The sequence below is a fragment of the Sandarakinorhabdus sp. DWP1-3-1 genome (assembly GCF_049896705.1).
Lineage (GTDB): Bacteria > Pseudomonadota > Alphaproteobacteria > Sphingomonadales > Sphingomonadaceae > Sandarakinorhabdus.
Window position 1 is genome coordinate 197,487 of record NZ_JAFCUV010000003.1, and the last position, 16,169, is coordinate 213,655.

13 protein-coding genes and 1 pseudogene are annotated in these 16,169 nt (G+C 64.5%); 7 read left to right on the forward strand and 7 right to left on the reverse strand.

The features are described from left to right. The first annotated feature begins 72 nt into the window (after positions 1-72). Positions 73-1,248: a PrnB family protein gene (locus ACP7AI_RS14660; RefSeq protein WP_426168855.1), complete on the forward strand. Its 1,176-nt coding sequence runs from the start codon at positions 73-75 to the stop codon at positions 1,246-1,248. A gap of 74 nt (positions 1,249-1,322) precedes the next feature. Continuing rightward, positions 1,323-2,210, forward strand: coding sequence for a DUF1838 family protein (locus tag ACP7AI_RS14665; RefSeq protein WP_426168857.1), 888 nt, complete (start codon positions 1,323-1,325; stop codon positions 2,208-2,210). A 5-nt stretch (positions 2,211-2,215) separates the two neighbouring features. Here the strand turns inward: ACP7AI_RS14665 and ACP7AI_RS14670 are convergent, their stop codons facing one another. Next, a complete protein-coding gene (locus tag ACP7AI_RS14670; RefSeq protein WP_426168859.1) occupies positions 2,216-2,773 on the reverse strand; it encodes a VOC family protein in 558 nt (185 codons plus the stop codon). A gap of 171 nt (positions 2,774-2,944) precedes the next feature. Between ACP7AI_RS14670 and ACP7AI_RS14675 the strand changes: the two genes are divergently transcribed. Then, a complete protein-coding gene (locus ACP7AI_RS14675) occupies positions 2,945-5,284 on the forward strand; it encodes a TonB-dependent receptor (RefSeq protein WP_426168861.1) in 2,340 nt (779 codons plus the stop codon). Here the strand turns inward: ACP7AI_RS14675 and ACP7AI_RS14680 are convergent. After that, complete coding sequence (locus ACP7AI_RS14680) at positions 5,281-5,958, reverse strand: helix-turn-helix domain-containing protein (RefSeq protein ID WP_426168864.1); 678 nt, start codon at positions 5,956-5,958, stop codon at positions 5,281-5,283. The genes ACP7AI_RS14675 and ACP7AI_RS14680 overlap by 4 nt on opposite strands. Before the next feature lie 35 nt (positions 5,959-5,993). Between ACP7AI_RS14680 and ACP7AI_RS14685 the strand changes: the two genes are divergently transcribed. Continuing rightward, on the forward strand, positions 5,994-6,419 hold the full coding sequence (locus ACP7AI_RS14685; protein ID WP_426168867.1) for a VOC family protein: 426 nt from the start codon (positions 5,994-5,996) through the stop codon (positions 6,417-6,419). A 180-nt stretch (positions 6,420-6,599) separates the two neighbouring features. Here ACP7AI_RS14685 and ACP7AI_RS14690 read toward each other — a convergent pair whose 3' ends face one another. Together ACP7AI_RS14690 and ACP7AI_RS14695 are read right to left on the reverse strand one after the other, a co-directional pair. Next, positions 6,600-7,268, reverse strand: coding sequence for a hypothetical protein (locus ACP7AI_RS14690; protein WP_426168869.1), 669 nt, complete (start codon positions 7,266-7,268; stop codon positions 6,600-6,602). A 330-nt stretch (positions 7,269-7,598) separates the two neighbouring features. Continuing rightward, positions 7,599-8,594: a S66 peptidase family protein gene (locus ACP7AI_RS14695; RefSeq protein WP_426168872.1), complete on the reverse strand. Its 996-nt coding sequence runs from the start codon at positions 8,592-8,594 to the stop codon at positions 7,599-7,601. A 477-nt stretch (positions 8,595-9,071) separates the two neighbouring features. On the opposite strand from ACP7AI_RS14695, the gene ACP7AI_RS14700 reads away from it, so the two are divergent. Beyond that, the gene (locus ACP7AI_RS14700) at positions 9,072-9,500 is read left to right on the forward strand and encodes a BLUF domain-containing protein (RefSeq protein WP_426168874.1); all 429 of its coding nucleotides are present in this window, start codon (positions 9,072-9,074) and stop codon (positions 9,498-9,500) included. On the opposite strand, the gene ACP7AI_RS14705 is transcribed toward ACP7AI_RS14700, so the two are convergent. From ACP7AI_RS14705 to ACP7AI_RS14715, 3 genes and pseudogenes are all read right to left on the reverse strand, one after another. Continuing rightward, positions 9,490-11,097, reverse strand: a complete 1,608-nt coding sequence (locus ACP7AI_RS14705) for an ATP-binding protein (RefSeq protein WP_426168877.1) — start codon at positions 11,095-11,097, stop codon at positions 9,490-9,492. The genes ACP7AI_RS14700 and ACP7AI_RS14705 overlap by 11 nt on opposite strands. Beyond that, positions 11,094-12,587, reverse strand: a complete 1,494-nt coding sequence (locus ACP7AI_RS14710; RefSeq protein ID WP_426168879.1) for an ATPase domain-containing protein — start codon at positions 12,585-12,587, stop codon at positions 11,094-11,096. The genes ACP7AI_RS14705 and ACP7AI_RS14710 overlap by 4 nt, the downstream gene beginning before the upstream one ends. Before the next feature lie 119 nt (positions 12,588-12,706). Continuing rightward, positions 12,707-13,231: pseudogene (locus ACP7AI_RS14715) on the reverse strand (response regulator transcription factor); the annotation flags it as partial. A 667-nt stretch (positions 13,232-13,898) separates the two neighbouring features. Here ACP7AI_RS14715 and ACP7AI_RS14720 point away from each other — a divergent pair. Both ACP7AI_RS14720 and ACP7AI_RS14725 read left to right on the forward strand, forming a co-directional pair. Beyond that, positions 13,899-15,155: an ice-binding family protein gene (locus ACP7AI_RS14720; protein ID WP_426168881.1), complete on the forward strand. Its 1,257-nt coding sequence runs from the start codon at positions 13,899-13,901 to the stop codon at positions 15,153-15,155. A gap of 229 nt (positions 15,156-15,384) precedes the next feature. Beyond that, complete coding sequence (locus ACP7AI_RS14725; protein WP_426168884.1) at positions 15,385-15,681, forward strand: hypothetical protein; 297 nt, start codon at positions 15,385-15,387, stop codon at positions 15,679-15,681. Positions 15,682-16,169: the final 488 nt, after the last annotated feature.

Sequence of the window (16,169 nt, forward strand, 5' to 3'; positions counted from 1 at the left end):
AACCTATTCCCGGCGCAAAGCCGATGGGCAGGATGCACGACTGTCGACCGCGCGCCAAGCGAAGGACCGATGATGAGCGAGACGGCCGCTGCCTTTGACCACTGGATTCGCACCGCATTCGTCGCGATGAACACCGCGCTGGAAGAGCTGTACTTCGCGCAAGACGACCGTGCCAATGTCGACGGCATCGGCGATGACATCAAGGCGACACTACGCAGCGAAGGCGACGCCCATGCCGAAGCGCTGGCGCGGGAGGGCAATACCGGCGGCGGCTTCGAAAGCGCCTTTGCGGTCCTCGGCAATGTCGGGCTCTACATGGCGGCCCTGCGCCGCCACGAAGTCACCAATCCGGCGCGCGAGACCCGATCGCCGCTGCTGGCCGCCTCCTCTCTGGCGCTGCAGGCCGGCGCCTCGATCGGCATGGCACCGCGTTTTGCAACGGCGCATCTGGCGACCCGGAACCGCGCCATCGCGGGGGTGCGCAAAAGCTTCACGACGCTGGCCGACGAGTTCCTGTTCATCGACGAGAACGCCCGCGCCATCCTGGGCATGCAACGCGCCGCCGATGCCCTGCACCGCATCCTGCCGCTCGACATCAGCAATCCCGTTGCCGATGTGCTGCTGGAGGCCGCCGCCGCGGCCATGCGCGATGTCATCGTCATCAACGAACGGCTGTTCGCCAGTCTCGACACCGATCGCTTCTTTTTCAGCGTGCGGCCCTATTACAAACCCTATCGCGTCGGCCGGCAGGAGTTTCGCGGCGCCAACGCCGGCGATTTTTCGGGCATCAACGAGCTCGACCTGCTGCTGGGCCTCGCGAGCCCGCGCGACCAGAGCTATGCCCAGCTGATCGCCGACAAGATGGCCTTCATGCCGCCCGAGGACCAGGAACGCGTCCGCGACTGCATGCAGCACCCGAGCCTGCTCGACAGCCTGTTGGCCGCGATCTCGTCGGGCGACGGGAGCTTCGCGTTGCGGCGCAACGCGGCCTTGCTGCTGGCGGTCAGCGAATTGTTCGGGGAAACGGCGCGGCAGCATCACGACATGCTCGTCGACCGCTTCATCCAGGGACCGGCGAAGACGCTGGACGCGGCGCATCTCGGCCAGATCACCGCCAGCGGTCCGCCGCTCGCGGTGCTGATGACGGCGCTGCAGGACCTGCGCGATGCGCGGATGGCAGCGCCGGGTCACGCCGCCGGGCGTCACGGCGACCATGCGCGGGTGCGCGACTGGCTGGCGGCCGACTGACGGCGCATGGCCCGGCTTGCACTTTGTCCGGACAACTTTGTATAGTCGGCGGCACGCTTTCGAGGGGATATGCGATGGGTGGCGGGGCACGCGCGGGGCTGTTGGCGCTGGCGATCATCGGCACGGCGTTGCCGGCCGCGGCCCGAACGCTCGACCTGAAGAACCCGGCCGATGCCCTGACCGCACTGCGCAAGGTGCAATGTTCGACGAAGGATAACGAGGCCGTCGTCTATCACTGGGCGGGCAAGGTGTTCTCGCGGGTCGAAGGCGAACCCGATCGCCACCTTTTCAATGTCGAGGGCATGAACGTCCGCACCTGCGTGACGGTCACCGACCCGGCCCGCGGTACCGGCTTCCGCCAGGTCAGCCGCGAGCTGATGTTCTATCTCGATCCCGCGACCGGCGCCGTGCTGAAAACGTGGAGCAACCCCTGGACCGGCAAGAGCGTCGAGGTCATCCACGTCGCCAATGATCCGGTGAACATGCGCGCTCCGCAGTTTCCGGTCGGCCGCGACGGCAAGCCCTTCGATCTCGGCGCCCGCATCGAGGGCGGCAAGGTCTTCATGCCGACCGAGGTGCCGTTGTTCTACACCAATCCGCTCGGCGGCGAATACCAGCAGTGGGCAGGCAACCAGTATCACGCGATGGAGATCTTCGATTTCGTCGCCGAGGCTGCCGATCTGCTCGATGCAAGCAAGTCCCGCGCCAAGCCGTCGATCGCCTGGGTGCGAATTTCGCCGTTCCTGCCGTGGATGGAAATGGCATCACGGCCCGGCGTTCTGGTCTTCAACGCTACCGGCGGCACCGTCGAGGGCATCGCCGGCCTGCCGGCGGTCATCCGCGAGCAGATCGCCAGCACTTATCCGACCTATGCCGCGCCGCCACCCGGTGACGACGCCCGGCCCAACGAGACCAGCTGGACCTATTTCAAGAAGCGGCTCGATGCGGCGAAGGCCAAATAGCGAAATCAGCGTAGGATCTGGTTCAGTTCGATAAACGTCCCATCGGGGTCGAAGAAGTTGCAGCCCCGCACCCGGATAGGCGGCGCGCCGTTGCGTCCGGGATATGTGCTGTCATGGGCATCGGCGGTGAAGGTGACGCCCGGCACCGCCTTTGCCGCCGCACAGCGTTTCGCCGCATCGTCGGTGTTGGTGACCAGGACATGGCCACCGCGGGCCAGTCGCGTCGGATAGGGGCCGGGGTCAGGCAGCGGCGGATCGGTGTACTGCATCAGCCCGATCCAGCCGATCCAGGCGTCGTTGCCGTTCAGCAGCACCAGCCGGGTCTTATTGCCCGGCACCCCCGCCGGCAGCGCCACGCCCGACACGGCGATTTCAGCGTCATAATTGACCTTCAGGCCGAGCACATCGCGGTAGAGCTTAAGCGAAGCATCGACATCGCGAACGAGGATGGTCAGCCGGCGGATGTCGGTCGGAACCTTGTCGGTCGGCGCCGCCACACCCGGGGCCACCGGCGCGGCGATCGGGGCGGCGGCAAGCATCGCGGCAATCAACGCGAACAGCATCGCTTTTTCCTTCCGGCCACGCGGCGCAGCCTTGCGCCATCCCTGACAACCCTGTTGCAGAAGAGTGACAAGGCCGATCCATGTCAAGGCGGCGGCGCCAATTTGTCTGGACAAATTATCGGGTCGATGAAAGGCTTGTCAGCGATTGTGTACCAATCGGGGGAAACGACCATGCGGATTGCGCGCCTCTTGCTCGGCACGGCGATCGTCGTTGCGACACCAACCCTGGCGCAAACCGCGCCGTCGCCGGCCGCGACGGCAGCCGGTGCCGACGGCAATGAAATCATCGTCACCGCCCGCAAGCGCAACGAACGCCTGCAGGACGTGCCGATCGCGATCACCGCGTTCGATGCCGCCGACATCAAGTCCGCCCGGATCGAACGCCTCGCCGATCTCGCCAAGCTGACCCCCGGCCTCAACTATGCGCCGCTGTTCGGCGCCCAGAACCAACTGCCGATCATCCGCGGCGCCGCCCAGACGCTCGGCCAGCTCAATGTCGGCGTCTTCCTCGACGGCATCTATCTGTCGGGCAAGGCCGGCGTCGATCTCGAGCTCAACGACTTGCAGCGAATCGAGGTCGTCAAGGGCCCGCAATCGGCACTGTATGGCCGCAACACCTTTTCGGGTGCCATCAACTATGTAACGCAGCGGCCGTCGGACGTGCCGACCGGTAACATCGAGGGCACCGTCGGCGAGAACGGCCTGTACAAGATCGCCGGCAGCGTCAGCGCGCCGCTTTCCGACAAGATTCGCGTCCGCGTCGGCGGCTTTTATCGTGAATTCGACGGCTGGTACACCAGCGCCATCGACGGTGGAAAGGTCGATTTCGCCAAGAACTACGGCGGCATCGGCACCATCGAGCTGACCCCGACCGAAAAGCTGACGGCGACGTTCCGCGTCAGCTATTCAAAGGAAGACAATGGCCAGCCGCCGTCGAGTGTCATCCGCAACAACAGCGCACCGGGCGTGCCGGCGGGCGGATCGGCGACGCAGCGGCGCAACCTGCTGTACATCGGGCAGGTCCCCGACATCGCCACCAACGGCGTGACCGTCAACACGCTGCCGGTGCCCGGCCTGCCCGGCGGCAGCTATGGCGACCGCGAGGAATCGATCCGCGCCAGCGCCACCTTCGAATATGATCTTGGCGGCGCTACGTTCTCGTCGATCTCCGCCTATGCGAAGCGCAACGCCGAATATACCTTCGACGGCGACAACACCTTCTGCGACCGCGCCGGCGGCTGCGCCAATTTCGGTTCTCCGTTCACCCCACCGATCCCGCAGGGCAAGAGCGATTTCGCGCTGTCCTCGAACACCGGCTATTTCCGCGACTGGAGCCAGGAATTCCGCGTCGCCTCCTCGGGCAAACGCAAGTTCGATTGGCTGGTCGGGCTGTTCTACTACGACAACATCACGGTCGGCACCGATCGCGGCATCACCCTGCCCGGCACGCTGGCGATCACCGACTATACCGCCGCCGCAGGCCGCTACAAATATCCGCGCACCACACTCGGCACCAGCTCGATCGCCGTGTTTGCATCGGGCACCTATCGCTTCAGCGACGCGCTCAGCGTCACTGGCGAGCTACGCTACGAGCATGAAAAGCAGACCTTCGCCCAGGTTTTCGAGAACCCCGCCGGCACGACCGGGCCGGCGACAGCCCGCGGTCCCGGCAGCCAGACGTTTCGCTTCGCCACGCCGCGCGTGATCGTCGACTACAAGATCGACGACAGCAAGCTGCTCTATGCCAGCTATGCCCGCGGCGCCAAGACCGGCGGTTTCAACACCGGGCTCAACATCCTCGGCAACAACATCTACCAGCCCGAATACAGCGACAACTTCGAGATCGGCTTCAAGAGCGACTTGTTCGACCGCAGGCTGCGCTTCAACGTCGCCGGCTTCTACACCGACTGGCAGGACCAGCAGGCGGCCTGCCAGGCACCGGTCACCGCCGGCGGGTCCTCGACCAACCGCACCTACACCTGCAATGTTGCCGCCTCGAAAATCCACGGCGCCGAAGTCGAACTGTCGGCCCAGTTGACCGACTGGTTCACCCTGGCGGGCAACTATGCCTACACCCATGCCCGTTACACGCGCTTCATCGACGATTCGCTGGCGCAGACGCTGGCATTGGCCGGGCTGCCGGCGATCGACTTCGACGGCAAGCGGTTGCCCTATGTACCCGACCACAAGGTGACGGTCAGCCCGCGGATCAACCTGCCGTTCGGCGAAATGGCTTCGCTCGAACTGCGCGGCGACGTGCAGTACCAGTCCGAATCCTTCGTCCGCGCCGACAATCTGCAAAGCTTCGGCAGCTTCACCATCGTCGACCTTCGCGCGACGATGCGATGGAACGGCCTCAGCCTGCAGGTCTTCGCCAACAATGTCTTCGATGTCGCCACTCCTGTCGCTGGCGTCCGCTTCTTCGATTCGGTCAATTATTCGGTGTCCTCACCTTATGTCACCGGCGCCAACCGCCGGCTGATCGGTGCCGCACTGGGATACCGCTTCTAGGCCGTCGCCGCAGTCGATTGCGGGGGGCGGCGACCAAGCCGCCCATTCAAGGTCGCCAGACCGCCGACAATCTGCTCGATCGCGAGCAGGATGTCGGATGGCGACATGCCCTCCGCGACCTCCATGGCGGCACGCTCGAACATCGCCGACAACAGCGTCGCAACAGCATCGATCGGCATGACGGGCAGGTCGCCGACCGCCATGGCCTCCTCCAGGCCGACCCGCAGGCTGGCGTCGCCATGCTGCGCCTCGATCCGGCGTACCGTGTCACGACCAAGCACGGCGGGGCCTTCCACCAGCAGCAATTGCACCCGTCCGGCCTCACGCATCGTCTCGACATAAGCGGCGGCGCCGACGAGCAGCCGCGCCAGCGCCGACATGCCGGCCGCATCGGCCGCCCCGATCGCGTCGGCGACGGCAGCGGCTTCAGCCGTCACCACCGCCTCGAAAATCGCTCGCTTGTCGGGAAAGTGGTGATAGAGCGCGCCGCGCGTGACGCCGGCTTCGGCAACAATCGCTGGCGTACTGGTCAGCGCATAGCCCTGTCTGACAAAAAGTCGCCGCGCCGCCGCGATCAAGCGCGAGCGCATCTCTGCGCTGCGATCGGCATTGCGTCGCCTGGCAATTCCCACTTGCATACAGTCTGCCTGTTTGTTAAGCCGATACGGAAGCATGCAGACTGTATGTTTTTCGACGAAGGGAGGGAAGCATGAAGATTACCAGCTGTTATCCCGTGTTGATGGTCGACAATGTCGCTGCAATCGCGGCCTTTTATGTACGGCATTTCGCGTTCCAACCCCTGTTCGAGGCAGACTGGTATGTGCATCTGCAAGCCCGCGATGCGCCGGACGTCAACCTTGCCATCCTGCAAGCCGGCCATGCAACGATACCGTCGACAGCACGGACCCACGTTGCCGGCGTACTGCTCAACTTCGAAGTCGAGGATGTCGACGCGCTCTACGACCAAGCCATGGCAGATGGATTGCCGATCCTGCTCTCGCTGCGCGACGAAGATTTCGGCCAGCGCCACTTCATCACCCAGGATCCGGGTGGCGTGCTGATCGACATCATCACCCCGATCCCGCCCAGCGCGACGTTCGCTGCTCAATATGGCGCCACCGGCCAGCCGACCTAAACTGACTTGCGAGGAGCCGACAAGCCTGATGGCGGGGCCTCCACTCTCGACTTCGACCGTTAGGCCTCTGCTGCGTACACTCTGAGCCACGATAGGCGCCAACAGCGCGACCGCGGCCCCGCTGATCTGGCTGCATGTGTTCATTACGCGCGACACCGCTCCAGCCCAGTCCAGCCGATGTCAGCATTGAGCGTCCGCAGCGCGCTCGCCGCTGGCAACCAGCAGCGCGATCTGCGCCTGGCGGGGCGTCACCTGCAGTATGTCAGACGATATGGCCGGGCCGTTGGCGTCGTCGGGAAAGATGCCGAACGCGGCGGAGACAATCGTGCGGACAACCACCGGCATGTTGGGCTGGCGCATTCGCCGCGCCGCCTGCGACAGCGCGGCGCGAACCGTGGCATAGGCAAGGCCGAGTTGGCGCGCTGCTTCACGCCTGCTGCCAGTGCGGACTACCGCGGCGACGACGCGGCATTCAAGGTCGGAAAGCCCAAAGCCTCGAACGGTGGCTTCCAGTGGACCGCCGTCTTGCGTGCCGCCGGCAACAAGGACGATCCGGTCGGCCCTGGTTCGGGCGGCATCTCGCACATGTTGCGGCAGGTTCCACGCCATGGCTTCGCTCACCGGTGCCCAGAGCAGGTAGAGCAGCCTGCCGCCGGCACCTGGAACGGCCATCAGCCGTCCAGCAGCATTGCGGCTGACAGCGGAAGCTTCCAGCTCGGCGAAATTGCTGATGCCCGGTACCTCTAGCGCCAATCGTGCGCCGTCGGTGCCGAACAACAGGAAACCGATGGTGCCCAAATTGAACAGGCCGATACCGGGCGGGGCCGGCCCGCCCTGCTGCGCCAGCACCTGTTATTCGAAGCCGCCCGGGTCCGCCTGGATGGTCTGTGTCGCCCGCTCAGGCGCATCGATCAGACGCTGGAGCAGCGCCGAAAACCTCGGTCCGCTTTCCAAACTTGCCCCCCTTACAAGCGAACAGGCTATCTCCGGCGACCAACCGCCACAAACAAAAGAGCCAATTCTTTTGTTCATCACTGCGTGGCTGCCTGGCGCAATCCGGTGATCTTGCGAATTTTGCGGGTGTCGCTCAACGTGGGCTCTCGTCGGCCAGCCGCCGGCTATCCAGGCAAGATGCCGACATCTTGCACGACATATTCGGCAGTGCCGCTTTGCCTTCCGTCACACCACCGCCGGCTCCAGCAGCCGAATGGAGCCGGCGTCCGCGTCGATTTCAGCCATCCCGCCGACCGGCAGGCTAAACTGGTCCGCAATATGGCCGAACCAGGCGCCCTGATAGGCCGGCACACCGAGCCGTCCGAGGTGATGGATCAGAAGGTCGGTCACGGTAAAGCCGCCATAGCGCCCGCTGCTTGATCCCGTGCAGTTGGTGCACTGGCCGAACACCACGCCCGCCACCTTGCCCAGCACGCCGGCCTGGCCCAGTTGGGTCAGCATCCGGTCGATCCTGTACTCGGCTTCGTCCACGTCTTCCAGGAACAGGATCGCGCCCGAGAAATCCGGCATGTACTCGGTGCCCGCCAGCGCTGTCAGGACGGTGAGGTTGCCACCCAGCAGGCGCCCGCGTGCGCGCCCGCCGCGTATCGTCTGGGTTCGCCAGAGCCGTTGCACCAGTCGGTTTTCATCGCCCGGCGGATTGACCAGCAACGGCGTCGCGCCATCAAAGGCAATCGCTCGGAAATGATCGACCGATGCCTTGCCCCACGCGCTGCCGGCATTTGGGCCGTGCAATGTCACAAAGCCGGCCTTGGCAGCAATCGCCATGTGCAGCGCGGTGATATCACTGAACCCCAGCACCAGCTTGGGATTGGCCCGGATCATCGGCCAATCGAGAAGCGGCAGCATCCGGGCACTGCCCCAGCCGCCGCGCACCGCGAACACCGCCTTGACCTGCGGGTCGCGGAACATGGCGTTTACATCGGCGGCGCGGCTTTCGTCGGTGCCACCCAGATAGCCGTGGCGGCTCGCCAGGTTGGGGGCGCGCCTGGGCTTCAGCCCCAGGGCGGTGACCATTTCCTCGACCATGGTCAGCTGCATCGTCTCATCGCTGGCCGATGCCGGTTCGATCAGGCCGATGGTATCCCCGGGACGCAAGCGGCGCGGTTTGACAAGGCCGCCCGCCACTGGTGCTGCATGCAACGGCGTCGCTGCCGCCATAGCAAGCGTTGCCAATACCCGACGCCGAGAAACCTGCACTGTATGGCCTTTCAGATCTCAGCCGGGTTGAAGCTGGGCAAATTCGGCAAATGTCGTCATGCGATCCCCATTTGCCGCCCATTATAGGCGCCGGTATAGCAACGGGTGCAACCAGTCATCGCTGCTTGTCGGGGCGAAGCGCGGTGCTAACCGATCGATGGTTTTCTACCGATCCGAGAGCCGCGATAAGGCACTTTCTCATCGATCAAGACTGTCTCCCGCGTACACGGTCAGCAGGGCAGCTTGCCCCCAAAGCCGCCGGCCTCCACCGCGCCGCGATTGGCACGCTGCTTGCCGAATTGCGCAACCGGCGCGCTGTGCTCGTCAGCTGCCGATCGGGGTCGCGCGAAGCATGACCGTAGTTACCACAGAAGCCCTTGGTGGCTTGCTGTGATAAACTTACCCTTTCCAGAGTGTGAGTCGGGAAACGCGGGCTTCATGTCACTTCTCGTCAATGCCACCTATATCAGCGAATGTGTCATCCCGCTCGAGCGCCGCGAGCCAGAGATCGCCGTCTTGCTGGCAAGGGCCCGGACCGCCAACAGCATCAACCAGGTCAATGGCGCGCTATTGTTCACAGGCACGCATTTCGTGCAGACTCTCGAAGGTGCACCGAACCGCATCGACGGCCTGTTGGCGACCATTGTGGCGGACCCCCGGCACAGGCGCGTGCAGATCGTCGATCGGCGGACCGTCGCCATGCCCCGCTTCAACGGCTGGTCGATGGCCTATTCGGGGTCATCGCTCTTCGTCGCAACGATCGTGTCGCAGGCTACGGCGGCGATTGCGCGTGGCGGGCCCCGCGACATCGGCAGGCTGATGAGGCTGCTCGAAGAAATCGGACGCGACAACCAGATCAGGCCATAAGGCGCGGCAGCGAGAATCCGAAGGTCGCGCCGCCGTCGGGGTTGCCGCTGTGCCAGATCGTACCGCCATGCGCCTCGATGATGGTCCGGCTGATCGAAAGACCTATGCCCATGCCGTCGACCTTGGTCGAATTGAACGATTCGAACAGTCGCGGTTCGGCCGCCACGGCCACACCGGGCCCGGTGTCGCTGACCGATATCTGAATCGCATTGTCCGACCTGCTGCTTGCTGTAACCGTTACCCGCCGCACCGCGCTGGCCGATACCGCCTCGGCCGCGTTGCGCAGCAGGTTGAGCAGCACCTGCTGGATCTGGATGCGATCGACCATCACGCTGTTCGGTGCGACCGTCAGGTCGATGCACAGGTCGATGCCGGACGATGTGGCATCGATCATCGCCAGGCTGCAGGCCTCGTTGATCATCGCCGACAGGTCCTCGGGCTGGCGCTGGACATCGCCCTTGGTCACCAGATCGCGGACGCGGCGCACGATCTCGCCGGCGCGGAGCGCGTTGTCGTCCACCTTGTCCAGGGCCTCGCGCAGCATCTCGTGTGCCGGATCCCCATTCAGCATCATGCGGCTGCCGCGGACATAGTTGGTGATCGCCGTCAGCGGCTGGTTGAGTTCATGGGCCAACGTCGACGCCATGGCGCCCATGGCGCTGAGCCGCGACACATGGATCAGCTCGGCCTGGGTCTGGCGCAACTTGGTCGCCGCGACATGCCGGTCGTCGATGTCCTCGAGCGTGCCGTACCAGCGCAACACCGATCCGTCGTCGGCAAGCCGCGGCGCCGCCCGTGATCGACACCAGATGTACCGTCCGCGAGCACCCAGCACCCGAAAGTCGCACAGGAACGGCGTGATATTGACCAGGGCGATGTCCCAGGCCAGCCGCATCGGGCCCAGGTCGTCGGGATGAATCCGCGCTTGCCAATCGCGCAACGTGTCGTCCGGATTGACCCAGCCAGGGCCGACATCCAGCATGCGGCCGGCAGCATCGGCCGTCCACGGGTTCTGCGCGGTCAGCTGGACCGTGTAGCGATAGAGCGCTTCGCTATCGTGGAGCCTGCTTTGCGCTTCGGCGCGTTCCGCCAGCGCCGTCGACAATGCTTCGGTTCGTTCCAGCACCCGGCTCTCGAGACTGGCGGCGAGTTCGCGGACCTGTCGCTCGGCCGCCTCCCGCGCCATCAGATAGGCTTCGGCCCGCCGTTGGCGCGCTCGCGCCCGCAGCGCTGAACGCACGCTGCTGATCAGCACGTCAGGATGCAGCGGCCGCTCCAGGATCGTGATATTGCCGAACAGCATCGCCAGCCGGGCCGGCGTCCAGCCGCCGAATTCGCGCCGTGTCAGGATCAGTACCGGGATGTCGGACCATGGTGGCTGGTCAGCGAGCGCGGCCGCCAATTCGACGAGGTCGAAACCGGCCATTGCTTCGTCGGTGATCACCGCGACGCCGAGCTCGCCGGCCCGGATCGCCGCGACGACAACCGCCGCCGTCGCGAGCGTAGCAACGGGCTGTGTGCCTTCGATGTGACTGGCGATAACCTGCCCGTCGCGGCCATGCGGTGCCAGGATGAGCAGTCGATCGGTGCCGGTCACCCGTCGGTGCCGGTTCGGACCTCCAGCAGGGGCTCGCCTCCGGAATAGATCGGGCGGTTGGACAGGATGTTGCGGAATCCCTGCTGTATCGGTCCAACCTGGATGCCCTGGCTGTCGAAGAACAGTTCGCGCATGACCCGTTCGTGCGAGCCGATGCGCTTCTTGATTACCGAAATCGCGCGCCGCATCTCGTCCCGGGCTTCGAAGAAGCGCAGCAACAGCACGGTGTCGGCAAGATAGGTCATGTCGAACGGCGGTTCGAGCGCGCCGATCACCCCGGCCTGCGCCAGGACGATCACGGTCATCACGCCCTGCTGGTTCAGGTAGGTCAGCAACTCGTGCATGTGGAGCAGCAAATAATGCTCGTCGCGCAGCGCGTGCTGGTACCCCGACAGCGAATCGAGGATCACCGAGGTGCTGCCGTCCTGCACCGACCGGCGGATCATATCCGAGATCTGGCCTGCAGATGTCTCGGCAGGATCGATATGGACGAACGTCAGCGTGCCGTCGGCAAGATGTTTTCCGATCTTCATGCCGACGCCTTCGGCGCGCCGGACAAAGTTGGTCAGCGTCTCCTCGAAGCTGACGAACAGTGCCTTTTCACCGCGATCGAGCCGCCCCTGGATGCACTGCAGCGCCAGCGTCGACTTGCCAGTTCCCGACGGCCCCTGGATCAGCGTCGTCGTGCCCGCGTCGAGCCCGCCGCCGGTCATCCGGTCGAGCGCGGCGATGCCGGTGCTCACGGGGGCGCTCGACGGGGATCCGGCATTGTCCTCGGCTGAGATCAGGCGCGGAAAGATGTTCAGGCCGCCCTTCTCGATCATGAAATCATGGAATCCGCCGTGGAAGGTCCGCCCGCGCATCTTGAACACCCTCAGGCGCCGCCGCTCGGCGCCATATTCCATCGCGATCTGTTCGAGGCGGACGACGCCATGCGCAATGCTGTGCAGGGTAAGGTCGTCCTCGCGCACGGTCAGGTCGTCGAGCAGCAGCACGGTGCAGCCCTGCCGGAAAAAGAAATGCTTGAGCGCCAGCACCTGGCGCCGGTACCGCAGCGGCCCCTGGGCGAGCAGCCTGACCTCCGAAAGGCTGTCGAGCACCACCAGTGACGGCTGGCTGTTGGCCACCGCCGCCATCACGGCGCGGACAGTTTCGCCGAGTTCGAGTTCCGAGGCATGGACGACCGACTGGTAGTGGTCGGGGTCGAGGCTTAGTTCCGGCGGCAGGCATTCGACGATCTCGATCCCCGCAAGCGAAACACCATGAGTCTCGGCGACCTGCAGCAGCTCGAATGGGCTTTCGGATACAGTGATGAACAGGCATTTTTCGCCGCGCGCTTGGCCGGCGATCAGGAACCGCATGGCCAGCGTCGTCTTGCCCGATCCGGGCTGGCCTTCGATCAGGTGGCAGCGGTTGCGCGCGTAACCGCCATTGAGGATGTAATCGAGGCTCGCATGCCCCGACGACACCGGGGCGGCGTCAACCATCATGCCGGCCCGACAAACATATCCGCGGGCGCTGACGGCATTGCCATCCCGCCTTCGATGGCCAGGCGCAGCGCTCCGACGAAGGTCCTGATCCCCAGCGCCTCCATCATGCCCGATCGGTGCATCTCGACCGTCCGGATGCTGATGCCGAGGTCATAAGCGATCAGCTTGTTGGGCCGTCCGGCCAGCAGCCCGCGCAGGACGTCGGCCTCGCGCGGCGTCAGACGTCCGAGCCGGGCCGCGACGTCGCGCTGCCGCTCCATGTCGCGGACGGTCCCGTCGAGCGTCTCGAAGACGCGCGCCAGCACGCCGAGGATCATGTTCTCCTCGAAGGGCTTCTCGACGAAATCATGGGCACCGAGCTTCATGGCACGCACGGCGGTATCGACATCGCCATGCCCGGTCATCACCACCACCGGCAGAACGGTCCGCCGTGTCGCCAATCGCTCGAGAACGTCGAAGCCGTCGATTTCAGGCATGCGGATATCGAGCAGCAGGCAGCCCGGGGCCAGGCCGTCGGCTTCGGCCAGAAATGCCGCTGCGGTCGCGAACTGACGCCCGGCAAAGCCCGTCGCCGTCAGGAAATAAGCCAATGATTCCCGGACGGACGGATCGTCGTCGAGAATATATACGCAGTCGCTGGTCACGGGCAGTTCCTAAGGAGGGACGGCACGCGACCTCCGCGCAGCACCAACGGCTCATTTTTAACAATTCACAAGTGGCAACTGCAACGGCGCTCGCGTACGAGAGCGCGCGACTTCCCCGGCGGCAATGTCGATGCTCGCACTTTACGGAAGGCACGTTCGTCAAGCACGGTATTGGCCGCAGCTTACAATCGCCATCGCAGTGCCCGACTGTGCTGAGGCTCGCGGCGAACCCCAGGTCGGGTCCGGCGACAGCAAGCGGGCCGACACTTCCCCGAAGTCACGGCTCAACGATGCACCGCCGCCCGCGCCGCTGCCTGCCTTTGCGCCGGCGCGGGCCGTGGCCATGGCAAATCCTCGATAAAGTCGTCGACGAGATGACCATCGTCGCTTTTGCCCAGGCCCCGCCGAACAAGCGAGGCGCGGGGCACACGAAAGGGCCGCGAAAGCGCATCGATGCTGACGCCGAACGTCCGCGCTCGGACAATGAGAACCTGTACCAAACTGCATCGTGCGTTTCACGCCAGCGGCCATTGCAAGGAAGGCAGTGCCTGTGGGCGCATCGCCCGGGAATCCACGCTCTATAATTGCCGTAGATTCCACGACATGCCCGCAGGATCGCAGTCCAGTAGGCCAACGACAATGGTGTCGCACCATCCGCTTTTCTGGAATGTCGATCATGATCAGGTCACTTCTCGCGCCAGCCTTGTGGTCCCTTGCCATGCACCTGCCGTTCCCTGCGGCGGCAACTCAGATACTAGGTGCTGATCTCCAGAAGCTTACGGTGTTCTCGGCGACCGACACCACAACCGGCGCCAGCACGATCATCTTTGGCAGCGGCATGGCCGGCGGCATCGCGACCTTCGGCAGCGGAAGCAGCGTATGGGGCGATTTTTCGGCCGTCGGCGCGACCTCGCTTGGCGGCTCCAGCAGCGTCCTCAACGGCCACCTCACATCCGCCGGCGCGATAAGCATCGATGCCGGGACGATCGTGGCGGGCGCCATCGTCACTGGTGCAGCCGCAACAATCGGCGCCGGGTCGACTGTCGGTGGCCATGTTCACGCCGCCGCCGCTGCCACGGTCGGCGCCGAGGCGCGCGTTGCCGGCGATGTCCTGGCGGGTGCGGCCGCCACGATCGGCGCGGACGCCTCGGTCGCCGGCGCGGTTGGCGCTGTTGCTGCAATCACCCTCGGAGCCGGCAGCAGCGTCGGGTCGCAACACACTCTCGATACCGCGCCTGTTGACGGCGTCGTCCTGGCAGCACGGTTGAGCGACGCGGCGAGTGCAAACCAGGTTCAGGTTGCCGCCGCGCAATCGGCCTTCGCCCTGATGACAACCACCACCTTTCTTGCGTCCGCGATGGCCGGCGACACGCTGTTGCCGGCAGGTGTCTACAGCGCTGACAGCCTGTCGATCGCCGCGTCGGCGACGCTGACCCTCGATGGTTTCTACGATCCCAATCGCTACTGGGTATTCAACATCGGCAACGACTTCACGACCGGAGCGCTAAGCAGGATCGTGCTGTTGGGCGGCGCATCAGGCAACAGCATCATCTGGAATATCGGGGGCTTTGCCAGCTTGGGCGCTGATTCACAGTTGCGTGGCACGGTGCTGGCGCGATCCTACGTCAGTGTCGGCGCCAACGCCGGCGTTACCGGCGTCGGCGGAACATGCGGCGGTGTGTTTTCAGCGCTATCCTATGTCACGCTGGGCGCCGGTACGACGATGGGTGACAGCGCCTGTCGCGGTATTGACGACAATTTCGAGCGCGGAGACGATGGCGTCGCAGTACATTTCATCGAAAGCGTTGCTCCCCTGCCCGAGCCGTCCACCTGGATGATGTCCATCGCCGGGTTCAGCCTGCTTGGCGTGTCGTTGCGGCGAGGACGGCGGTCGTTGTCGAGACCGACGTGCCCACGACCTTGAGGTGTGGCAACTGACGCGCAACGTATCCGATTCCAGAATAAAACGAAGCTGCTACCTGAGAGGATGACACTCTCCATGCTGCAACGCCGCCAGCGGACCACAGAACGCACCAAATTTCGCTGAGAAGTTCAAGCGCGGACCGAGCCGCCTTGCGGTTGTAGATGACAATCGCGACATCGATACGATCAAGCAGCTTCACCTGGTTCAAGCCTCACTTGATAACTTGGCAATGAACACGTCGACCGGTGTGATCAGCGCTACGCTTATCCAGCGGCCTCACGAAGCTCGTAGCAAAAATGTCCGTCCTCGAGCACACCTGGCGATAGCAGGCTGTGCCGGATCTACCGCAGAAATCTTGCCGCATCCGGCGTCGACGGAATGGTTTCAACAAAAGATCGGCGAGTTGCTCGAAGCGCTGGATAACGCCGCGATCCGACCCGAGGCGGTCTCGATCATCGCGCAGGTCGTTGAAAGCGCCGCATTCTACCCCGACGGAGATCACGGTCTCGAGGCGTCGATGCCTTAACTGCGACGCTTATGTCATTTGCCTCAAACGAACACACCCGCCCAGGCCTGAGCCTGGACGGGTGTCCTGTAACGTTGGTTGCGGGATAGGATTTGGCCACTGTAGAACTCGTTTCCGCTTGATCGACAATATCATCGTTCCTTCAAAAGAGGAGCGATATTTATGGCTCGTACGGGGCCGCTTGCAGACTGGCAGGTCTTAATCGGTGATATCGACATAGTCGCCGTTCCCGACCGCCGCATGGCGTTGTCGCCTGTGATCGAATTGTCGCCGGTCGAAGCGCAGCGTGCGCGCCGGGCTGGTCGGCACACCGGCACAGGTGAGCGCGCATCGCCGATTATGCCGCGGCCGGCGTTGATCTGCTGCTCTTGCAGATGAGCCCGCAGGCCGAGGAGATGGCCCGCTTTGCCGAAACCGTAATCGCGCCACGGCGAGCGGCGGAGGCAGCCTAGCGCTCAGCGACGGCAAATCTTCGCTTGGCGTCTGCC